This window comes from Actinoplanes campanulatus, assembly GCF_014647795.1.
Taxonomy (GTDB): domain Bacteria; phylum Actinomycetota; class Actinomycetes; order Mycobacteriales; family Micromonosporaceae; genus Actinoplanes; species Actinoplanes campanulatus.
In genome coordinates this window covers 320,576-342,374 of sequence record NZ_BMPW01000001.1, presented here as the reverse complement: position 1 = coordinate 342,374, position 21,799 = coordinate 320,576, and the positions used below count along the sequence as shown (strand labels likewise).

Here is a 21,799-nt window from a genome sequence, read left to right as displayed (position 1 = left end):
ACGACTGACCGGTAGACGAGACGGGGGCGGCCGACCGGCCGCCCCCGTTCCGTCTGTTCCGTGAGCGGTCAGTCCACCTCGGCCACGGCCTGGGCGAACTGGGCCGAGTAGAGGCGGGCGTACGCCCCGTCGGCCGCGATCAGGGACTCGTGATCGCCCTGTTCGACGATCGTGCCGTTCTCCATCACCAGGATCACGTCGGCGTCGCGGATGGTGGAGAGGCGGTGCGCGATGACGAAGCTGGTCCGGCCGGTGCGCAGCGTCGCCATCGCCCGCTGGATCAGCACCTCGGTACGCGTGTCCACCGAGCTGGTCGCCTCGTCGAGGATCAGGATGCTCGGCTCGGCGAGGAACGCCCGCGCGATGGTGACCAGCTGCTTCTGGCCGGCGCTGACGTTCGACCCCTCCTCGTCGATCTTCGTGTCGTAGCCCTCGGGCAGCATCCGCACGAAACCGTCGACGTGGGCCGCCTCCGCCGCCGCGTGGACGGCGGCGAGATCGGGGGAGGAGGCGCCGTACCCGATGTTGTCGGCGATGCTGCCGCCGAACAGCCAGGTGTCCTGGAGGACCATCCCGATCTGCGACCGCAGCTGCTCGCGGGGCAGGGTGGCGATGTCCACCCCGTCCAGCGTGATCCGGCCACCGGTCACGTCGTAGAACCGCATCAGCAGGTTGACCAGTGTGGTCTTGCCGGCGCCGGTGGGCCCCACGATCGCCACGGTCTGCCCGGGCTCGACGCTCAGCGACAGGTTCTCGATGAGCGGCTTGTCCGGCAGGTAGCGGAACGACACGTTCTCGAACGTGATCCGCCCCTGCACGTCCCCGAGCCGGACCGGGGCCGGCTCCGGGGACTGCTCCTCGGCGTCGAGCAGGGCGAACACCCGCTCGGCCGAGGCCACCCCGGACTGTACGAGGTTCGCCATGCTGGCCACCTGGGTGAGCGGCTGGCTGAACTGGCGGCTGTACTGGATGAACGCCTGCACCTCGCCGAGGGTCAGAGTGCCGGACGCCACCCGCAGACCGCCGACGACCGCCACCAGCACGTAGTTGACGTTGCTGATGAACATCATGGCGGGCTGGATCAGGCCGGAGATGAACTGGGCGCGGAAGCTCGACGCGTACAGATGATCGTTGTGGGTCTTGAAGGTCGCCGCCGCCTCGTCCTGCCGGCCGAAGACCTTGACCAGCGTGTGCCCGGTGAACATCTCCTCGATGTGCCCGTTGAGCCGGCCGGTGGTCTTCCACTGGGCGACGAACTGGGGCTGCGACCGCTTGCCGATCACGGTGGTCAGCCAGATCGACACCGGCACCGTGACCAGGGCGATCAGGGCCAGCAGAGGCGAGATCCAGAACATCATCCCGAGTACGCCGACGATCGTCAGCAGTGCCGTGACCAGCTGGGCGAACGTCTGCTGGAGGGTCTGCGCGATGTTGTCGGTGTCGTTGGTGGCGCGGCTCAGCACCTCACCGCGCGGCTGCTTGTCGAAATAGGACAGCGGCAGCCGGGCCAGCTTGTCCTCCACGTCCTGCCGGAGCTGGTAGACGGCGGCCTGGACGGCGCGGGTGGTGAGCCGGCCCTGCATGACGCCGAAGATCCAGGCGAAGAGGTAGATGACCGCCACCCAGACGAGAACCCCCATCAGCCGGTCGAAGTCGATGCCCTGCCCGGGGACCAGGTCGGTGATGCCGTTGAGCAGGTCGGCCTGGGTGTCGTCGCCGCGCGCCCGCAGCCCTTCGACGGCCTGTTCCCTGGTGATCCCGGCCGGGAGCATCCGGCCGATCACCCCGGCGAAGATCACGTCGGTGGCGTGGCCGAGCAGGTACGGGCCGAGCACCGACAGGAACACGCCGACCGCGCCGAAGGCCAGCGCCCCGCCGACGAACAGCCGCTGTGGCTTGAGCAGCCTCAGCAGCCGCTTGGTGGAGCCCTTGAAGTCCTCGAGTTTCTCCGGCGGCCCACCGGCCATCATCATGCGGGCGGCCGGCGGCCCACCCGGGACCGGACCGCGACGCTCGCTTCGCTCGGTCATGCCGCCGCCTCCTCCACCGTCAGCTGCGAGAGAACGATCTCGCGGTACGTCGGGTTGGTGTCCATCAGTTCCTCGTGGGTGCCGGTGCCGACCACCCGGCCGTCGTCGAGCACGATGATCCGGTCGGCGTCCCGGATGGTGCTGACGCGCTGCGCCACGATCACCACGGTGGCGTCCGTGATGTGCTCGGTCAGCGCCGCCCGCAGGGCCGCGTCGGTGGCGTAGTCGAGTGCCGAGAACGAGTCGTCGAACAGGTAGACCTCCGGCCGGTGCACCAGGGTGCGGGCGATCGCGAGCCGCTGCCGCTGACCACCGGAGACGTTGGTGCCGCCCTGCGCGATCGGGGCCTCCAACTGCCCCTCCATCGACTCCACGAACGACCGGGCCTGGGCGATCTCGAGGGCCTCCCAGAGCTGTTCGTCGGTGGCGTCCGGGTTGCCGTAGCGCAGGTTGGACGCGATCGTGCCGGTGAACAGGTACGGCCGCTGCGGGACCAGGCCGATCACCGACGACAGCAGGGCCGGGTCGATCTCCCGGACGTCCACGCCGTCGACCAGGACCTGGCCCTCGGTGGCGTCGAAGAGCCGGGGGACCAGGTTGAGCAGGGTGGTCTTGCCGCTGCCGGTGCTGCCGATGATCGCGGTCACCTCGCCGGGGTGCGCGCTCAGGCGGACCCCGGAGAGGACGCCCGCCTCGGCGCCCGGATAGCGGAAACCGACGTCCCGGAGTTCGAGTTCGCCGTGCCGCGACAGCGTGGTGACCGGCGCCGTGGGCGCCGCCACGCTGGACGCGGTGCTCAGCACCTCCTCGATCCGCTCGGCGCAGACCTCGGCGCGCGGCACCATCATGAACATGAAGGTGGCCATCATGATCGAGAAGAGGATCTGCATGAGGTAGCTGATGAACGCGGTGAGCTCGCCGACCTCCATGCCGCCCGAGTCGATCCGGTGACCGCCGTACCACAGCACCGCGACGCTGGACAGGTTCACGATCAGCAGCACGGTCGGGAACATCAGCGCCATGATCCGGCCGACCCGCAGCGACACGTCGGTGAGGTCGCCGTTGGCGATGCCGTAGCGCTCCCGCTCGTGGTCGTCCCGGACGAACGCGCGGATCACCCGGATGCCGGTGATCTGCTCGCGCATCACCTGGTTGACCCGGTCGAGACGCTCCTGCATCGACCGGAAGAGCGGCCGCATCCGCACGATGATCAGGCCGATTACGATGACCAGCAGCGGCACGATGGCCAGCAGCAGCGAGGACAGCGGCACGTCCAGCCGCAGCGCCAGCACGATTCCGCCGACGCACATGATCGGCGCCGAGACCATCAGCGTGAAGGTGAGCAGGACCAGCATCTGGATCTGCTGGACGTCGTTGGTGATCCGGGTGATCAGTGAGGGCGCGCCGAACTGGCCCACCTCACGTGTCGAGAAGCCCTGCACCCGGTTGAAGATCGAGGCGCGCAGGTCCCGGCCGACGGCCATCGCCGTCCGGGCGCCGAAGAACACCGCCACGCCCTGAGCGGCGATCTGGACCAGCGTGATGCCGAGCATCCCGGCGCCGACCCGCATCACGTAGCCGGTGTCGCCCTGGATCACGCCGTTGTCGATGATGTCCGCGTTGAGCGCGGGCAGGTAGAGCGTCGCGATGGTCTGGAGGAACTGGAAGAGCACCACCAGGGTGATGTCCTTCCGGTACGGGCCTAAATGTACTTTCAGTATCTTGATCAGCACTTCTCGTGCTCCGTTTCCCTCAACTGGATGCCGTCGAGCAGGAGGGACGCCAGGTCGGCGCCACTGAATTCGCCCGGCTCGCCGAAGGGGCCGAAGGCGTTGGCCCCGCAGTGCAGCAGGAGCAGCCGGGCCGCCCGCTCGGGGGTGATCCGCAACCGTGCCGCGTCGGGGGTGAAGACGCCGACGATGGCGTCGTGCAGCTGCTGCCGCGACGCGGCCATCCGGGCCTGCGCCTCCGGGTCCGGCGCGTTCGTGAAGATGAGCTTGCGGGCCTCGCTCATCAACTGCGCGTTCTCGGTGAACCGGCTGTGCACCAGCTCGGCCGCGGCGGCGACCCGGCCCCGCAGTGGGGTGGCCGGGTCGATCGCGGCCAGCGCGTCGAGGGTCGGCTGCGGGTCCAGCGCCTTGACCACCGAGCAGACCACGAGCTGGCTCTTGCTCTCGAAGACGCCGAAGATGGTGCCCTCGGCCACCCCGGCGGCATGGGCGATCTGCCGGGTGCTCACCTCCAGGCCGTGCTCGTGCAGCAGCGGGATGGTCGCCTCGATGAGGGCGGCCCGTCGTTCCTCCGGCGCCATGGCCGGGACGCGTCTTCGCCGGGAATCCATGGCGGCCAGCGTAATGAGCGAGCGCTCACTCATCCAGTGATTTAACCCGCGTCGAACCGGACCCGGGGGTCTGGCGTATGAAGAGAGCGTGAGCCCAACGAAGCCGTACCGGCGGATCATCCGGCACCTGACCACGGGATTCGCCGCCGTGCTGGTGTTCCTGGCGCTGATCGTGCCGGATCAGATCTTCCGGCTGCCGCCCGGCAATTCGGTCTTCACCGCGCTCCTGCGAGTTCCGGTCGAGGCGCTGATCGCCGGGGCACTCCTGCTCCTGCTTCCGGATCGGGGGCGCCTCGGCCGGTCCCGTCGCCCGCTCGCCGCCGGGCTCGGCGTCACCCTCGGGCTGCTGACCGTGGTCAAGCTGATCGACATCGGCTTCTTCGCGGTGCTGGCCCGCCGCTTCGACCCGGCCCTCGACTGGATCCTGTTCGACGACGGCTACACCGTGCTGGCCGACTCGATCGGCCGGGGCGCCGCCATCGCCGTCGCGATCGGCCTGGTGCTCTTCTCGATCGGGCTGGTGGCCACCATGACCTGGGCGGTGCTGCGGCTGAGCGGCATCCTCCAGAACCACCGCGCCTGGGCCTGGCGGGGCCTGGGCGCGGTGGGCGCCGCCTGGATCGCCCTGACCGCGATGAGCTTTCAGCTGATCGGCGGCATCCCGGTCGCCTCGCACACCGCCGCCGACCTGGCCGCGCACACCGCGCTCGCGCTGCCCAACGACCTGGCCGACCGGAAACGGTTCGCCGGGGAGGTGCGGGTGGACGCCTACGCGGACCGGCCGGCCGACAGCATGCTGACCGCCCTGCGCGACAAGGACGTGATCCTCTCGTTCGTGGAGAGCTACGGCCGCAACGCGCTGGAGGACCCCCGCTACAACACGGCCGTGCTGAACAGCCTCGCGGCCAACAGCGAGAAGCTGGCGGCGGCCGGGTTCGCCGCACGCACCGGCTGGCTCACCTCGTCCACCGCGGGCGGCGGCAGCTGGCTGGCCCACTCCACCTTCCAGTCCGGGCTGTGGATCGACAACGAGCGCCGCTACCGCAGTCTGGTCGCCACCGACCGGCTCACCCTCACCCGGGCCTTCCGTGACGCCGGGCACCGGACCGTCGGCATCGAGCCCGGGCACACCTTCGCCTGGCCGGAGGGCGACTTCTACGGGTACCAGCAGCTCTACGACTCACGGAACGTCGGCTACCAGGGCCCCTCGTTCAGCTGGTCCCGGATGCCCGACCAGTACGTGCTCTCCGCCTTCAACCGGCTGGAGTACTCCCGGACCGACCGGGGCCGGATGTTCGCCGAGATCACCCTGACGTCCAGCCACACCCCGTGGACGCCGGTGCCCGGCATGCTCGACTGGGACGCGATCGGCGACGGCAGCGTCTACGGCCCGTCGGCGGCCGCCGCGCCGAGCCCGGAGAGCCTGTGGAAGGACGAGAGCCGGGTCCGTACCGAGTACGCCCGCTCGATCGCCTACTCGATCGACAGCCTGCTCGGCTTCCTCACCGAGTACGCCGGTGACGACACCGTCATGATCTTCCTGGGCGACCACCCGCCGGCCCCGCTCGTCGCCGGGACCAGCGGCAACCGCGACGTCCCGGTCACCATCGTCGCCAAGGACGCGAAGGTTCTCGACCGGATCGCCTCCTGGGGCTGGGAGGACGGCATCAAACCCGGCCCGGCCGCCCCGATCTGGCGGATGGACACCTTCCGGGACCGTTTCCTGGCCGCCTTCGGACCCGAGGGCGACCCCCACTGACCACTCCTCCCGCCCTGAACCGGCCGGTTCCCCCTCGGGGGAGCCGGCCGGTTCTCTCAGCCGGGCACGATGTCGATGATCTGGCCGGCCGGCAGCCGGGGCGTCCTCGGTGGCGCCGAATGCGCCGGGTCCAGGGTGCCCAGCCGCATCGCGAGGTAGGGGAAGCCGACGTCGCCGAGCATCCGGCGCAGCGTCCGCCGGGTGTACGCGATCTCCACCGGCCCGCTCAACGGCAGCAGGTTGACCGCCTGCTCGGTCGCGGCCAGCCACAGCGCGCTCAGCGCCTCCCCGGCGCGCAGCCAGTCCTCCGGGCCGTCGCCGTCGCCGTACAGCACCGCGTACGTCGCCGCCCGGTCGTGCCCGCCACCGGCCGCCAGCGTGCCCCTCGTCCCGAAGTCACGCTCGGCGACCGTGGTGAGCGGCACCTCCTCGGGCAGCGCCGAGGCCGGGATCCCGGTCCCCTCGGCGCGCTCGCCGCCCACCCAGGCCGCGGTCTCCGCCACCAGCCGGCCGTCGGCGGACTCCGCGTGCTGCGCCCGGTCCACCGCCACGGCCAGCGCGATCACCTGGTCGCGGCCGAGGACGTGCAGCCGGCTCCCGGTCTCCTTGGTGACCTTCGCGAGGTGGCGCAGCGTGTCCTCGGGCACCCGCTCGTCGGTCACCGTCCGCCGGTCGGTCCGCCGGACCTGGAGCATCTGGAAGTGCCTGGTCGCCTCCGGGCGCGCCGGCACCTGCCGGACCGGCCGGATGACCGCCAGCGGCTCGTCGGCCGAATACTCCACCTCGTGGCGCCAGCCCTCGGCGTCCAGCGCCACCCGGGCGTGGTGCAGCGCTGTTCCGCAGCTCAGCAGCAGCATCCGGCCGGAGGGGTCCTGTTCGTGCAACTGGCGCTCGGCCACTCCGTACAGTTCGAGGGCGCCGTCCCGGACCACCCAGCGCCACGGCTGCGTGTTGTGGATCGACGGGGCGAACCGGGCGGCGTCCGCCGCCTGCACCAGCGCCCGCTTGACCTCGTCGGCGTGTCTCATACCTCTATCGTGCTTGCCCCGGTCGGCCGCCGGTACGGGCTTTGGGCCTACGCTGCCCCCGTGTTCTCGATCGAACTCACCGAAGACGCCGAACTGCGCCCCCTCGAACCCTGGCAGGCCGCCGAGTTCCTCGCCCACATGGACCGGGCCCGGGCCACCGTCGACCCGTGGATTCCGTGGGCCAGCGTCAGCACCGACCTGGCCAGCGCGACCGCCACCCTCCAGCGGTACGCCGACAACACCGCCCGCGACACCCAGCGGCTGTACGGCATCTGGCTCGACGGGACGCTGGTCGGCGGCACCATGTTCGTGGCCTTCGACGCCAGGAGCGGCAACTGCGAGGTCGGCTGCTGGCTGGAACCGGCCGCCACCGGGCGCGGGCTGATCACCCGGGCGGTCCGCGTGCTGATCGACTGGGCGATCAGGACCCGCGGCATGCACCGGGTCGAGTGGCACTGCAACCCGGCCAACACCGCCAGCTCCAACGTGGCCCGCCGTCTCGGGATGACGCGGGAGGCGCTGCTGCGGCAGTCGTACCCCTGGCAGGGCGTCCGCAACGACACCGAGATCTGGGCGGTCCTCGCCACCGAGTGGGCATAGGGTGGAGAGGATGTTCGCGGAACCGTCCCTCACCCATCGCCAGGAGGACGGCCTGGACGTGCCGATGCTGCTCTGGCGCTTCCCGCAGCCGCTGCTCGCCGCCTCCAGCGCGGTCCTCGGCGGCGGCACCGGGCCGCGTGAGTGGCTGGTCAACGCGTCCGTCGCGATGTCCTACGCCCGGCCCGACCCGGACGTGCACCTGGCCGGTCTGGCCGCCGGCCTCGGGCTCACCGGACCCGGCATCGGCCTGCTCACCGGCGTCGACGTGACCGACGTGGTGGCCGCTGACGACGACGGCGTGCAGGTCCACGCGACCGTCGGCCTGGGCGCCCCGATCCAGGCGGCCGACCCCGAGGCGACCGGCTTCGGCCACCGGCCCGGCACGATCAACATCGTCGTCTGGGTGCCGCAGCGGCTCGCCGACGGCGCCCTGATCAACGCGATCGCCACGGCCACCGAGGCGAAGGTTCAGGCGCTCGCCGAACTCGGGCTGGCCGCCACCGGCACGGCCACCGACGCGGTCTGCGTGCTCTGCCCGCTGGACGGGCCGCCGGCCGCCTACGGTGGCCCGCGTTCCCGGTGGGGCGCGCCGCTGGCCCGCGCCGTGCACCGCGCGGTCCTCGACGGCGGCGCCACCAATCTCGCCACCGGCCGCTCCTGGTCGGGCCGGGTCGAGTCACGGACGTAGGACGCCGCTGTCGATCAGGATCCGCCGGCCCTCGCCGTCGCGGAGGAACTCCACGAACGCGGCGGCCTCCGCGCCGGCCCCGTCCACGAGCACGACCCGCAGTTGCCCGATGGTCTCCACCTCGCCGGCGGCCACGGCGACCGGCTCGTCGGTCACCACGACCTCGGCCGATTCGTCCTCGCCCGGCGCCACCAGCACCTCGATGCTCGGATTCCGTGCCTCGAAGCCCTGCTCGACCGCCGGGAAGTCCTCCGCCAGCGACTTCGCCACGGCCACCCGCAGCTCGACCAGGCCGGCCTGCGGCCCGCTGCCCGGATCCACCGGCCCGGCCGGCCCCGACCCGTCCCTCGACCCGGATCCGACGCCCGCGCAGCCACCCGTGGCCAGCAGTCCGGCGACCAGCACGACCATCAGTTTTCGCATGCGTGTTTGACTGCCGGAAACGCGGGGACGTTCCCTACACCGACACAGTGCGATGACAAACTGTCACAAAAAGTACAACCGTTCTGCCGTTGCATACGTCACACCCGCACCGGCATGCTGAGGAGCGTGCCGGAACGCATCGCCGAAGTCACCGCCCTGCTCGCCGAGGTGCTGGCGCCGCGTGCCCCGCTCACCGTGATCGTCGACGGCGGCGATCCCGGCGCCGCGGCCGCGTTCGCCGCCCGCCTGGCCGCCGCCTTCCCGCCCACCGCCCGCGCCTGGAACGTCGACGCCGTCCTCGGCCTGACCGGCCCCGGCCCCGGCATGTTCGACTCCGCGCTCAACGTCCTCGAACCGGCCACCGACCAGGTCCTGGTCTTCCTCCGCGGCGGCCCCCGCCACCGGTTCGCCGAGGGCGACGGCGAGCGCCGCGCCCAGGTGGTGATCGACCACCGCGACCCGGACTGGCCGGTGATCCGCCACCTGCACCCCGACCTGGCCGACCCCGACCGGTGGTACCTGTCGGAGAGCCAGGCCTTCTTCGCCGCCCGCGCCGCAGGCTGGGACGCCAAGTTCGGCGACGACATGCCCCGCTACGCCGAGGCCGTCCGCCTGGCCGGCGTCCGCCCCGGCCACGTCGTGCTGGACGTGGGCTGCGGCACCGGCCGGGCGCTGCCGGCACTGTCCGCGGCCGCCGGCCCCACCGGCCGGGTGCTGGGCCTCGACTTCACCCCCGGCATGCTGGAGGCGGCCCGCAAGGCCGGCCGCGACGACGACGCCACGCTGGTCCTGGCCGATGCCCGCCGCCTGCCGGTCGCCGCCGCCTCCACCGACGTGATCTTCGCGGCCGGTCTGGTCCACCACCTCCCGGACCCGCTCGCCGGCCTGGCCGAGCTGGCCCGGGTCACCCGCCCCGGCGGCGTCCTGGCGATCTTCCATCCCACCGGCCGCGCCCAGCTGGCCACCCGTCACGGCCGCACCCTCCGTCCCGGCGAACCCATGAGCGAGGAGTGCCTCGGCCCCCTGCTCTCCGGTTCCGGCTGGCGCCTGCGCAGCTACGAGGACGTCCCGGACCGCTTCCTGGCCCTGGCCGACCGCCTCTGACCAGGCATTTCATTTTCGGTACGGGCTACGCCGCCCGCGCCGAATCCCGGCCGTCCCGCCGAGCCCCGCGAGGCCCGGCCGGGTCAAGCCTGTGCCGCGCCCGCCGGGCGTAGATCGGTGGCCGGGCGCGCCGCCGCCCTCTCCATTGCCGCCCCGGCCGCCCTCATTCCCGCTCCGCTGCCGCCGCCCCGCCCCAGTCGCCCAGCCCGCGGCAGTTCCCGGTTGCCCTGCCCGTGACCGTTCCCTACCGCTCAGCCCCGTTCACTGCCGTGGGTCGGCTCGGCGGTCACTGCCGTGGTCCACTCCGAAGTCGGAGTGGCCGCACACGCAAGCCCCCGCGTGCGCGCTCCCCGAGGTCATAGGTCGGGTAGGTCGCCACGGTGGGGTGAGCGTGTGCGTCTGCGAGGGCTGGGCGTGTGGGTGCTCACGGTGTCGGGGTGGTGTGCGATGGCTGGGGTCATTGGGTGGGTGGGCGCTCACGGTGTTGGGATCGCGCGGCCGCCCCGCTCGGGGGGAGGGCGGGGAGGCGGGGCGGCAATGGAGAGGGCGGCGGCGCGCCCGGCCACCGATCTACGCCCGGCGGGCGCGGCACAGGCTTGACCCGGCAGGGACTCGCGGGGCTCGGCGGGACTGCCGGGATTCGGTGGGGGGCGGCGCAGCCCGTACCGGAAATGGGGTGAGGCGAAGCCTGGTGTTGGGTTAGCTTCGCGGGCATGTTGGCACTCGGGGAGAGGGAGATTCGCAGCTCCTTCGTTAATTGCAGCAAGGGCGAGGCGAGCCGGATCAAGATGCCGCCGGGGTTGTCGGACGGCAGCATCCCCTGGACCGACCTGGACTTTCTCGGCTGGACCGATCCGGGGGCGCCGATGCGTGCGCTGCTCGTGGTGCCGGGGCAGGACGGGCCGACCGGGATCGTGCTGCGCCGGCCGGAGGCGATGCGGGCCAGTGCGACGCGGTCGAGCATGTGCCGGGTCTGTCTGACCGATCATGCCGCGTCGGGGGTATCGCTGTTCGTGGCGCCGCTGGCCGGGGCGGCGGGGCGCAACGGGAACAGCGTGGGGGAGTACCTCTGCTCGGACCTGGCCTGCTCGCTCTATCTGCGGGGCAAGCGCCAGCCGAGGATGCGGCTGGTCCGCCGGGAGGAGACGCTCACCCTGACCGAGCGGATCGACCGGGCGATGGCCAACCTGGCCGCCTTCACCACGCGGGTCGCCGCCGGCTGACGGTCACCCGGGGACCGCGCGGCATGGAAGGCTGTCGGGGGCTGCTTGAGAAGAGAGCTGAGGACCACACATGGGCCAAGCCGCGATCCTCACCGTCGACGACGACCCGTCGGTGTCCCGCGCCATCGCGCGCGACCTGCGCCGCCGTTACGGCGACCGGTACCGGATCGTCCGCGCGTCGTCCGGCGCCGAGGCGCTCGAGGTGCTGCGTGAGCTGAAGCTGCGCGGGAGCCGGGTGGCGGTGATGCTGGCCGACTACCGGATGCCGCAGATGAACGGCATCGAGTTCCTCGAGGAGGCGATGGACCTCTTCCCGTTCGCCCGGCGGGCACTGCTCACGGCGTACGCGGACACCGACGCCGCGATCCAGGCGATCAACGTGGTGGACGTCGACCACTACCTGCTCAAGCCGTGGGATCCGCCGGAGGAGAAGCTCTACCCGGTGCTGGACTCGCTGCTCGACGCCTGGCAGGCGACCGGCGACCGGGAGCAGCCGGACATCCGGGTGGTCGGGCACCGGTGGAGTGAGCCGTCCTTCCAGATCCGGGACTTCCTGGCGCGCAACCTGGTGCCGTACCGGTACTTCGGCGCCGACGAGCCGGAGGGCCGCCGCCTGTTGGAGGCCGCGGAGGCCGGGCCGGAGGCGGTGCCGCTGGTGGTGACCGCGGACGGGCGGGCGCTGTCCCGGCCGACCGTGCAGGAGGTGGCGCGGGCGGCCGGCCTGTCCACCGACCCTGGCCGCGACTTCTACGACCTGATCATCGTGGGCGGTGGGCCGGCCGGGCTCGGCGCCGCGGTGTACGGCGGCTCCGAGGGCCTCAAGACGCTCCTGATCGAGCGGCAGGCGGTCGGCGGCCAGGCCGGGCAGAGCTCCCGGATCGAGAACTACCTCGGCTTCCCGGACGGCATCTCCGGCGCCCAGCTCACCGACCGGGCGCGCCGGCAGGCCGACAAGTTCGCGGCCGAGACGCTGACCACCCGGGAGGTGGTGGGGCTCCGGACGGACGGGTCCGCGCGGACCCTCACGTTCGCCGACGGCGGCGAGGTCTCCGCGCACGCCGTGGTGCTCGCCACCGGGGTCTCGTACCGTCCGCTGCTGGCCGACGGGGTTGCCGGCCTGACCGGTTCGGGCGTGTTCTACGGGTCGGCGGCCACCGAGGGGCCGGCTTGCGCCGGCACCGACGTCTACATCGTCGGCGGCGCCAATTCGGCCGGTCAGGCCGCGTTGTTCTTCTCGAGGTACGCACGCCGCGTCACCCTCCTGGTACGCGGCGACTCGCTCGAGGCGTCCATGTCGTACTACCTGATCCAGCAGCTCGCCCAGGTGGAGAACATCGAGGTGCGGACCCGCTGTGAGGTGGTCGGGGCGCAGGGCACGGGCCACCTCCAGGCGATCACCGTCTGCGACAGCAAGAACGGTACGAAGGCGACCGTCGAGTGCGGATACCTGTTCGTGTTCATCGGCGCGGAGCCCCGGACCGACTGGCTCGGCGACACGGTGCTGCGCGACGAGCGGGGCTTCATCCGGACCGGGCCGGATCTGCTCGTCGGCGGAGAGCGGCCGCGGGGATGGGATCGCGACCGGGATCCGTTCTATCTGGAGAGCAGTGTCCCCGGCATCTTCGCCGCCGGCGACGTTCGAGCCAGCTCGGTGAAACGGGTGGCCTCGGCGGTCGGCGAGGGAGCGATGGCCGTCGCGCTGGTCCACCGCTACCTGGAGGCATAGCCATGTCCGACGTCGAGGAGATCCGGCTCGAGCCCTGCGAGCCGGGGGTTCTCACCCCGGCCGACCTGAGGACGCTGTTCCTGTTCGAGAAGCTGACCGACGAGCAGCTCGGCTGGCTGGCCACGCACGGTTGCACCATGCGGGTTCCGGCGGGCGGCCTGGTGGTTCGCGAGGGCGACCCGGCCGAGGCGTTCTTCGTGCTGCTCAGCGGCACGATCGCGCTGACCCGGCGGGTCGGTGAGGACGAGGTCACCACGATCCGGACCGAGCAGCGCGGCGTCTACATGGGCGCCACCCAGGCGTACCTGCGTGACGACGGTGTGCCCCGCAACTACATGGCGTCGATGCGGGCGCTGTCCGACAGCGAGTTCTTCATGGTGTCGGCGGCCGACTTCGGGTGGCTCATGCGGGAGTGGTTCCCGATGGCGATCCACCTGCTGGAGGGCCTGGCGCTGGGGATGCGCAGCTCGCAGGCCGCGATCGGGGAGCGGCAGCGGCTGGCCGCCCTCGGCGCGCTCTCGGCCGGCCTCATGCACGAGCTGAACAATCCGGCGGCGGCCGCCGCCCGGGCCACCAGCGCGCTGCGCCAGCGGGTCGCCGCCATGCGGATGAAACTCGGCAAGCTGGCGGCCGGCAAGGTGGCCCCGGACCGGCTCACCGCACTCCTGGAGTTGCAGGAGGAGGTGATCGAGCGGGCCGCCAAGTCACCCACGCTGACCGCGATGCAGACCGCCGACCTGGAGGACGCGCTCGGCGAGTGGATGGACGAGCGGAACATCACCGGCGGCTGGGACGTGGCCCCGGTCTTCGCCCAGGGCGGCATCGACACCGCGTGCCTCACCGAGCTGGAGTCCCGGCTGGCCTCGCCGGAGCTGCTCGACCAGGCGATCCACTGGATCGGGTACGCGCTGGAGACCGAACAGCTGATGAGCGACATCGAGGACGCCACCGGCCGGGTGTCGTCGCTGGTGCACTCGGCGAAGCAGTACTCGCACCTGGACCGGGCCGCACACCAGTGGATCGACGTGCACATCGGCCTGGAGAGCACGCTGGTCATGCTGGCCCACAAGATCGGCGACGGGGTCGAGGTGGTGAAGGAGTACGACCGGGAGCTGCCGCAGATCCCGGCCCACCCGGCCGAGCTGAACCAGGTGTGGACCAACCTGATCGACAACGCGGTCCAGGCCATGTCCGGTGCGGGCACGTTGACGATCCGGACGTTCAGGGAGGACGACCGGCTCGTGGTGTCGGTCGGGGACACCGGCCCCGGGGTGCCGCCGGAAATCCGTAAGCGGGTCTTCGAGCCGTTCTTCACCACCAAGCCGGTCGGTGAGGGCACCGGGCTGGGCCTGGACATCTCCTACCGGATCGTGGTCAACGGGCACGGCGGCGACATCTCGGTGGAGTCGCGGCCGGGTGACACGAGGTTCCTGGTCCGGCTGCCGTTCGCCGAACCCGCGTCGAGCTGAGGCGCCCGGGGGCGGCGGCCCCGTCGCGGCCGCCCCCGGCACCCCCTCAGGCGATCAGGCAGGAGATCGCCGGCCAGGTCCAGTTGCCGTTGTGCATCACGGTGAAGCCGAACGAGTTGCCGCTGCCGTTCGGCCGTGCGGTCAGCACCGTGTTGTTGCTGCTCAGGGTGGTCGCCGCATTCCAGCTGTTCTGGAAGTACTGCGGGGACCGGGCCGTGACGGTGACGACCCAGTTGGAGCCGCCGCTGACGTTGACGGTCAGGTTGAAGCGGTCGGCCCACTGCTGGCCCGCCGTGTAGGTGGTCGAACAGGAACCCGTCGGCGGTGAGCTCGACGAGGCCGAAGGGGTCGGCGAGGTGGAGCCGTCGAGACCGGGGGTCGTCCAGTCGCGCCATTCGGCCAGGTTTCCGGCGGCGCGGCTGGAGATCCGCATGACGCCCGCCGCGTTACCGGTCTTCAGCAGGAACTTCTGGATGTTCTGCCGGAGCGGCTCACGCCACTCGGCCCGGTTGGCGCAATGGTTGCCGTCCTGTACGTCCGACCAGTACGTGATGTTCCCGCCCGCCCCGAGCGCCTTGTAGACCTCCGCCCCGGCGAGCGCGGCCACACTCGCCGACCGTGGCCCGAGGTTGGCGATGTGCGGGTTGTCCATGATGAACAGCCCTCGCGGAGCGATCATCGCCACCGTCTCGTGGGTGTCCACCGGCAGCCGGGCGGGGCTGCCGGTGAACGAGCCGAACGCGTCGCCGAGCCACGGCTGCTCCCCGTACGCGCTGCTCAGGCTCTGTGCGCCCTCGCCGGGGACGCCGCGGAAGATCGGCGCGCCGGCGGTGCCCGACTCGATCGGCATGGTGAGGGCGATCCGCTGGTCGAACGCGCCGGTCACGAACGTGCCCTTGCCGAACCGCGAGCATCCGGTGACCCCGGTGGCGTCGCCGCGCAGGATCGAGCCGCCGGACTGCTCCAGCACGTCGATGATCCGGCTGACGCCCCACGCCCAGGCCACCAGCAGGCCGGTGGTGCTGTTCGAGCCGTAGACGCTGTAGAAGGCGCCCTGCTTGTTCGCCCGGCCGGTGCCCTCGCGGCCCACCGAGTACGGGTCGTATTTGATCACCGCGGCGCCGGCGGCCTTGATGGTGGCGGTGTCCGCGCCGAACCCGCCCAGCACCACCACCGCGGGGAACGGCCCGGTGCCGCTGGGCAGCTCGACCCCGGCGGAGAAGGAGGCGCTGCGGCCGTTGTGGCTGACGTTCACCGTGATGTTCGACGCCGAGACGGTGCCGGTGACGCTCGACGGCTTGGCCGGCTTCTCGCCGTAGACGAACTTCTCGGCCAGCTTCTTGATCTCGTTGCGCTGGCAGCGCCAGTCGGCCTGCGAGGTGATGCGGGTGCCGTTCAGCCGCTTGAACGGATCCGGCAGGCGGGTCACGGTGGGCAGCGAGCCGGCGTCCGGCAGCGCCGGGGCGGGACAGCTCACGCCCTCGTCCTCGACTCCGGCCGCGGCGGCGCGGGACTCGGTCGCGGCGGTCGCGCCGACGGCCACGGCGAGGGCCGTCAGCAGGGCGATGGCCGTTCTCCTGAGCAATGGGGGCGGGGACGGGCGCACGGGTCCTCCTCGGGGAGCGGGGGATCCCGGCGCGGCCGTGGGGATGCGGCCGGCACCGGGGCTGACACTCATCGATGGGCTGAGTATTTGACCCCGGTGCGCGACTGTCAATAACTATCGGAAACGTAACGGTAATGAATATCTGCTTATTACCTGTTCAGAGGCTATTCGACGGACTTTTCGATCGAGTCTATCCCGGCAGTTTCCGAAAGTTTCGGCTCCTCGGTGACGGTGGGCTCGCTGGTCGCCGTGGGCTCGGCCGTCTCCGCGGGTGACGACTGCGCGGGCGCGGACGGGCCGGTCTCCCCGGTGGCCGGCGCGGTCGGCTCGGCCGACGGCGTCACGCCCGACGGCTTCTCACCGGAGTCCTCGCTCACCGACTGGAACAGGATGGTCGGGCTGCCGGTGTCCCGCCCGTTCGTCACATCCGCCGCCGACCGTCCCGCGAACAGCTCCGCGGTCGTCAGCGTGCCCATCCCCAGGACGAAGAACGCGGCGGCCGCCAGCCCCACCCGCTTCCAGTGCACCCGGCGGTCGTTCTCCCCGGACGGAGCCTCGTCGGTGGCGGGCACGTCCGGGGTGCCGACCGCCGCCGGCGCGACCGTGAACGCCGTTTGCAGCCGTCTCGTCCCCCGGTCGATGAACCGGTGGTAGATCTCCGTGGCGATCGAACTGATCAGGCTCGCCACCGCGGCTCCGATCAGGGTGCCGGCGAGCCCCAGGAAGGAGCCGGCCACGGCGGCGGAGACGGCCGCGAGCGTGCCGGCGACGGTCTTCGGAATGTCGATACCGGACCAGAAGCGGCCCTGTGCCTGCTCGGACATGTCCTCCAGATCCTCTGCGCTGGACTCGGCGGGTCAGCTCTTCGCCTTAACCCCTCGGTCCGCCGCCAAACCCCGCCGCTCCGCCAGAACCGTCCACAGCGGGGGGACCACGATGCCCTCCCGGCGCCGGGCCAGCCGCCGGGTCCGCAGAATGCCTGCCACGCCCACGGCCGCCACCAGGAACTGCACCGACATCGCGACCTTGAAGTCGTCGATGTGATAGTCGTTACCGCCGCCGGTGCGGGCGTCCAGGATCAGCCCGATCAACTGGATGGTGATCAGCGACGCCACGAAGCCGCCCACGTTCACCACCCCGGTCGCGGTGCCCAGCCGGCTCGGCGGGTTGAAGCTGCGCGCGAAGTCGAACCCGATCATCGAACCCGGCCCGCCCAGGCCGAGCGCCACCACGAGCAGCACCAGCACCGGCAGCGGCGCCCGCCCCGGCCACGCGATGACCAGCGCCCAGGCGCCCATGTTGGCGGCCACGATCCCGAGCACCAGCTGGGAGCGGCGCAGCGGGTGCCGCTGGGTCAGCAGGCCCAGCACCGGCCCGGCCGCCATGCCGGTCACCACGAAGACGGTCAGCAGCACGCCCGCGGTGGCCCGGCTCAGACCCTCCCCGGCGATCAGGAACGGCACACCCCACATCAGCGCGAACACCGTGCCGGTGAACTGGGTGGTGAAGTGCGCCCACAGGCCCAGCCGGGTGCCCGGGTGCCGCCAGGAGCTGCCCAGGTCGGTGCCCAGCCGCTGCCAGCTCATCGCGCCGCCGCTGTTGATCCGCCGCTCCGGGGTGTCCCGCAGCGCGATCAGCGCCGCGACCGCCACGAACAGGCCGGTGCCGGCGGCGCCCAGGAAGCCGGTGGCCCAGCCCGCGCCGGCCAGCACGGCCGCCAGCGGCACGGCGGACAGCACCTGACCGATCTGGCCCATGATCCCGGTGAGCTGGGTGAGCACCGGCACCCGCCGGGCCGGGAACCAGGCCGGCACCAGGCGCAACACGCTGATGAAGGTCATCGCGTCCCCGGCGCCGACCAGCACCCGGGCGGTGATCGCGCCGCTCAGCCCGTCGGTGAACGCCATCAGGGTCTGCCCGGCGGCCATCACGAGCGCGCCGGACAGTACGAGCCTCAGTGATCCGAATCGGTCGAGCAGGAGCCCGACCGGGATCTGCAACCCGGCGTAGACGAGCAACTGGACGACGGCGAAGACGGCCAGCGCGCCCGCGCCGACGCCGAAACGCTCCTGCGCGTCGAGCCCGGCCACCCCGATCGAGCTGCGGTGCAGGACGGCGACGATGTACGCGGCCAGCCCGGCGGCCCACACCGCCCAGGGACGCAGGGGCATGGAGAGCCTTCCGCCGGTCGGGGTAACGTGCCCTCCAACCCTTCTCCCTTACCGGCACCCCGGCAACGTGCGTCTTCTCACTCGGCCGTCAAATAAAAGGACAGCCAGTCCAGGGTGACCCGCAGGAACTCGGCCCGCGCGGAGCGGTGCAGCAGTTCGTGGCCCTCGCCGGGGAAGAACAGGTAGCGGTGCGGGTGCCCGCGTTCGGTGAGCGACGCCACCACCCGCTCGGCCTCGATCACCGGCACGTTGCTGTCGTTCTCGCCGTGCACGATCAGCAGCGGGGCGCGCAGCCGGTCCAGCCGGTGCAGCGGGGACAGGTCACGCAGCAGGCCGGCATCGTGCACCGGATGGCCGTACTTGCTCACCGCGGCCGCCGCGATCCACGGTTCGGTGTGCCGATAGAAGCTATCGAAATCAGACATCCCGCAGATGTCGACGCCGACCGTGAACAGGTCCGGGAAGGCGGTCAGGGCGGCCAGCGTCAGGTAGCCGCCGTAGGAACGGCCCATGATCCCGACCCGCCCGGCGATCCCGGACTCCCGCAGGAACGTCACGCACGACCGGACGTCCTCGATCGCGTCGTAGCGGCGGGCGCCGTTGTCCGCTTCGACGAACGCGCGCCCGAACCCGGACGAGCCGCGCACGTTCGGGGCGAACACCGCGATGCCCCGGGCCACCAGCGACTGGAACAGCGGGCCGTGCCCGGGCCGCTCCTGCGCCTCCGGGCCGCCGTGGAACCACAGCACGGTCGGGTGCGGGCCCGGCGTACCGGGCCGGAAGAGCCACCCGGTGAGGGTGAGCCCGTCGTGCGCGGTGACCACCTCGAGCGTCGGGTGGACCGCCTCCGGCGAGGCCGGCGCCGCCGAGACCGCCCGCATCTCGCCGGTCTCGCGCCGCCAGATCCAGACGCCGTGCGGCCGGCCGGGCCCCTCCGCCGTGAAGGCGAGCGTGGCCGCGTCGAAGCTCCACGCCAGGCCGCCGACGACCGGGCCGGGCAGCGGCGACACCGGCTTCGGGCCGCGATCGCCGTCGTGGTCCAGGTCGATCAGCGCGGCCTCCGACTCGCCGCCCCGGACGTTGAACAACACCGCGGCGGTACGCCCGTCGGCGGTGATCGTGAAGTCCTCCACCTCGCCGCCCGAGGCAAGGACCTCCACGGCGTCACCGGCCATGCGGATCAGCGCCGGGAACTCGCCGTCCTGGCTGAGCGCGTAGACGCACCCGCCGCCCGGGCTGAACACCGCCTTCTCGCCCCGGGTGACCGGCTTCTCGGTGCCGGTGGACAGGTCCCGCAGCATGATCTCGCGGGCGCCGCGCGGCCCGTACCGCAGAAGCGCGAAGCGCCCGGCCGGGTCCACGTCCAGAAGCGAGAGAAGGTCGCCTCGCGCGACCACCGTCCTGGTCTCCGCGGTGACGTCGATCAGGATCGCGCTGGTCAGGTTCTCGGTGAGGGCCAGCACCGGGCGGCCCGGCAGCCAGCGCATGTCGTCCGCCGTGTCGTCGCCGAAGCCGGCGACCTGATGCAGGTCGGAGCCGTCCGGCCGGACCAGCCACACCTCCTGCCGGGGCGCGCCGCCCGGGGCGGTCCGGCAGGCGAGCCAGCCGCCGCCGGACGACCAGGCGACCGCCGACACCGGCTCCGGGCCGGTGTCGACGCGGAACGTCAGCTCACTGTCGACCGGCTGCACCCAGACCGCCGGCGCGCCGCCCCGGTCGGAGACGTACGCCATGTGCCGCCCGTCCGGTGACAGGGTGGGCGACCAGTTCCCGGCGATCTCCGGCTCGACGCGGTTCCAGCCCGCGGGAAGCACTGTCACGTCGACGCGGTGGAGCTGACCCGTCATCTAGATTCCCCTGCTTCTAATCGAGCACTGTCTGGAGCCACATCTCCAGCAGCGCGAGCTGCCACAACTGATTCGCCCCGAGCGTGGTGCGCGGGGTGTTCGGGTCGGCGAGCAGCGCCGACACGTACTCCGGCCGGAACAGCGCCCGCTCCCGGGCGGCCGGCGCGTGCAGCGCGTCCCGGACCATGTCGAGCACCGGGCCCTCCAGGTGCCGGATGCCGGGCACCGGGAAGTAGCCTTTCGGCCGGTCGATGACCGCGTCGGGAACCAGCCCGCGGGCCGCCTCCTTGAGCACTCCCTTGCCGTCGTGGGCCAGTTTCAGCTCGGGCGGGCAGGCCGCCGCGAGCTCGACCAGTTCGTGATCCAGGAACGGTACGCGTGCCTCCAGCCCCCACGCCATGGTCATGTTGTCGACCCGTTTGACCGGATCGTCGACGAGCATCACCTGCGAGTCGAGCCGGAGCGCCGCGTCGACCGCGGTGGTCGCCCCGGGCCGGCCGAAGCTCTCCGCCACGAACTCCCGCGCCAGGTCCAGATCGACCGTCCAGGCGGGATTCAGCTGCCGGGCCAGTTCGGCGTGCGTGCGGTCGAAGAACTCCTTCGCGTACGCCTCGACGGCCTGTTCCCGGGGCACGCCGGCGAGGGGCGGGTACCAGCTGTAGCCGGCGAAGATCTCGTCGGCGCCCTGCCCAGATTGCACCACCTTGACATGCTTTGCAACGTCTTCACTGAGCAGATTGAACGCGATGCAGTCGTGGCTCACCATCGGCTCGCTCATCGCGCCGACGGTCCGCTCCACGGCCGGCAGGAACCGCTCGTGACCGATCCTGATCTGGTGGTGAGTGGTCTGGAAATGCTTGGCCACAATGTCCGAGAACTCGAACTCGTCCCCGCTCTCCCCGCCGCCGGCCTCGAACCCGATGCTGAACGTGGTCAGCCCCGCCTGCCCCCGCTCGGCCAGCAGCGCCACGATGAGGCTGGAGTCCAGCCCGCCGGAGAGCAGCACCCCGACCGGCACGTCGGCGACCATCCGCCGCTCCACCGCCTGCCGCAGCTTGTCGCGGACCGCCGCCGCCCAGTCGGCCCGCTCCAGCGTGCGCTCGAAGGACGCCTCCCAATACACCCGCTCGGTAGACGTGCCGTCCGCCCGGATCACCCGGAGCGTGGCCGGCGGCAGCTTGCGGACCCCGGCCAGGATCGTGCGCGGCGCCGGCACCACCGAGTGGAACGTCATGTAGTGCTGCAACGCCACCCGGTCGAGGGTGGTGTCCACACCGCCCGCGGCGAGCAGCGCGGGCAGCGTGGAGGCGAACCGCAGCCGCCCCGGCGACTCGGCCAGGTAGAGCGGCTTGATCCCGAGCCGGTCGCGGGCCAGCGTCACGGTCCCGCTGTCGTGCTCCACCACGGCGAAGGCGAACATCCCGAGGAAACGGGTGACGCAGTCGGCGCCCCACCGGTGGTACGCCTTGAGGATCACCTCGGTGTCCGAACCGGAGAAGAACGTGTAGCCGTCCTTCTCCAGCTCCAGGCGCAACTGCCGGTAGTTGTAGACACAGCCGTTGAAGACCACCGTCAGGCCCAGCCGGTCATCGGTCATCGGCTGGGCGCCGGCCTCCGACAGGTCGATGATCTTCAGTCGCCGGTGACCGAGAGTGATCCGTCCGTTCGTCCAGAGCCCGTGGCCGTCCGGGCCGCGGGACGCCAGGCAGGGCAGCATCCGCCGGACCGCTTCGGTGTCCGCGGGCCGGTCGCCGTAACGGATCTCGCCGGCGATTCCACACATG

General features: G+C 71.7%; 17 protein-coding genes. 7 read left to right on the top strand and 10 right to left on the bottom strand.

Features of this window, described 5'->3' with window-relative positions:
- Nucleotides 1–68: 68 nt before the first annotated feature.
- From IEZ13_RS01505 to IEZ13_RS01495, 3 genes are read right to left on the bottom strand one after another with little or no spacing between them, the layout of a single operon-like run.
- A complete protein-coding gene (locus IEZ13_RS01505; RefSeq protein WP_183215856.1) occupies nucleotides 69–2,030 on the bottom strand; it encodes an ABC transporter ATP-binding protein in 1,962 nt (653 codons plus the stop codon).
- Nucleotides 2,027–3,763, bottom strand: a complete 1,737-nt coding sequence (locus IEZ13_RS01500) for an ABC transporter ATP-binding protein (RefSeq protein ID WP_183215854.1) — start codon at nucleotides 3,761–3,763, stop codon at nucleotides 2,027–2,029. Before IEZ13_RS01500 ends, IEZ13_RS01505 begins: the two co-directional genes overlap by 4 nt.
- On the bottom strand, nucleotides 3,757–4,371 hold the full coding sequence (locus IEZ13_RS01495) for a TetR/AcrR family transcriptional regulator (RefSeq protein WP_183215852.1): 615 nt from the start codon (nucleotides 4,369–4,371) through the stop codon (nucleotides 3,757–3,759). The genes IEZ13_RS01500 and IEZ13_RS01495 overlap by 7 nt, the downstream gene beginning before the upstream one ends.
- A gap of 88 nt (nucleotides 4,372–4,459) precedes the next feature.
- Between IEZ13_RS01495 and IEZ13_RS01490 the strand changes: the two genes are divergently transcribed.
- Nucleotides 4,460–6,130 carry a sulfatase-like hydrolase/transferase gene (locus tag IEZ13_RS01490; RefSeq protein WP_183215850.1) on the top strand — a complete coding sequence of 557 codons (1,671 nt, stop codon included), beginning with the start codon at nucleotides 4,460–4,462 and terminating at the stop codon, nucleotides 6,128–6,130.
- A gap of 56 nt (nucleotides 6,131–6,186) precedes the next feature.
- On the opposite strand, the gene IEZ13_RS01485 is transcribed toward IEZ13_RS01490, so the two are convergent.
- On the bottom strand, nucleotides 6,187–7,158 hold the full coding sequence (locus IEZ13_RS01485; protein ID WP_183215848.1) for an Acg family FMN-binding oxidoreductase: 972 nt from the start codon (nucleotides 7,156–7,158) through the stop codon (nucleotides 6,187–6,189).
- A gap of 60 nt (nucleotides 7,159–7,218) precedes the next feature.
- Between IEZ13_RS01485 and IEZ13_RS01480 the strand changes: the two genes are divergently transcribed.
- Together IEZ13_RS01480 and IEZ13_RS01475 are read left to right on the top strand one after the other, a co-directional pair.
- A complete protein-coding gene (locus IEZ13_RS01480; RefSeq protein ID WP_183215846.1) occupies nucleotides 7,219–7,758 on the top strand; it encodes a GNAT family N-acetyltransferase in 540 nt (179 codons plus the stop codon).
- 10 nt (nucleotides 7,759–7,768) lie between these two features.
- Nucleotides 7,769–8,446 (top strand): adenosylcobinamide amidohydrolase, encoded by a 678-nt coding sequence (locus IEZ13_RS01475; RefSeq protein ID WP_183215845.1) that lies wholly within the window; start codon nucleotides 7,769–7,771, stop codon nucleotides 8,444–8,446.
- Here the strand turns inward: IEZ13_RS01475 and IEZ13_RS01470 are convergent.
- The gene (locus tag IEZ13_RS01470) at nucleotides 8,435–8,869 is read right to left on the bottom strand and encodes a hypothetical protein (RefSeq protein WP_183215844.1); all 435 of its coding nucleotides are present in this window, start codon (nucleotides 8,867–8,869) and stop codon (nucleotides 8,435–8,437) included. The two genes, IEZ13_RS01475 and IEZ13_RS01470, sit on opposite strands and share 12 nt — an antisense overlap.
- Nucleotides 8,870–8,995: 126 nt before the next feature.
- Between IEZ13_RS01470 and IEZ13_RS01465 the strand changes: the two genes are divergently transcribed.
- From IEZ13_RS01465 to IEZ13_RS01450, 4 genes are all read left to right on the top strand, one after another.
- Entirely contained in the window at nucleotides 8,996–9,973 is a 978-nt protein-coding gene (locus IEZ13_RS01465) for a class I SAM-dependent methyltransferase (protein ID WP_183215843.1), read from the top strand.
- 713 nt (nucleotides 9,974–10,686) lie between these two features.
- Nucleotides 10,687–11,196 (top strand): FBP domain-containing protein, encoded by a 510-nt coding sequence (locus tag IEZ13_RS01460; RefSeq protein WP_183215841.1) that lies wholly within the window; start codon nucleotides 10,687–10,689, stop codon nucleotides 11,194–11,196.
- Between the two features lie 70 nt (nucleotides 11,197–11,266).
- A complete protein-coding gene (locus IEZ13_RS01455) occupies nucleotides 11,267–12,922 on the top strand; it encodes an NAD(P)/FAD-dependent oxidoreductase (protein ID WP_183215839.1) in 1,656 nt (551 codons plus the stop codon).
- A gap of 2 nt (nucleotides 12,923–12,924) precedes the next feature.
- Nucleotides 12,925–14,391, top strand: a complete 1,467-nt coding sequence (locus IEZ13_RS01450; protein WP_183215837.1) for an ATP-binding protein — start codon at nucleotides 12,925–12,927, stop codon at nucleotides 14,389–14,391.
- 46 nt (nucleotides 14,392–14,437) lie between these two features.
- Here IEZ13_RS01450 and IEZ13_RS01445 read toward each other — a convergent pair whose 3' ends face one another.
- The 5 genes from IEZ13_RS01445 to IEZ13_RS01425 form a co-directional block, all read right to left on the bottom strand.
- A complete protein-coding gene (locus IEZ13_RS01445) occupies nucleotides 14,438–15,997 on the bottom strand; it encodes a glucuronyl esterase domain-containing protein (RefSeq protein WP_229794397.1) in 1,560 nt (519 codons plus the stop codon).
- 164 nt (nucleotides 15,998–16,161) lie between these two features.
- Nucleotides 16,162–16,821 (bottom strand): hypothetical protein, encoded by a 660-nt coding sequence (locus tag IEZ13_RS01440; RefSeq protein ID WP_183215835.1) that lies wholly within the window; start codon nucleotides 16,819–16,821, stop codon nucleotides 16,162–16,164.
- 33 nt (nucleotides 16,822–16,854) lie between these two features.
- On the bottom strand, nucleotides 16,855–18,168 hold the full coding sequence (locus IEZ13_RS01435) for an MFS transporter (RefSeq protein WP_183215833.1): 1,314 nt from the start codon (nucleotides 18,166–18,168) through the stop codon (nucleotides 16,855–16,857).
- Nucleotides 18,169–18,245: 77 nt separating this feature from the next.
- On the bottom strand, nucleotides 18,246–20,015 hold the full coding sequence (locus tag IEZ13_RS01430) for a S9 family peptidase (protein WP_189285725.1): 1,770 nt from the start codon (nucleotides 20,013–20,015) through the stop codon (nucleotides 18,246–18,248).
- A 16-nt stretch (nucleotides 20,016–20,031) separates the two neighbouring features.
- Nucleotides 20,032–21,798, bottom strand: coding sequence for an N-acetylglutaminylglutamine amidotransferase (locus IEZ13_RS01425; protein ID WP_183215829.1), 1,767 nt, complete (start codon nucleotides 21,796–21,798; stop codon nucleotides 20,032–20,034).
- Between the last annotated feature and the right edge of the window lies 1 nt (nucleotide 21,799).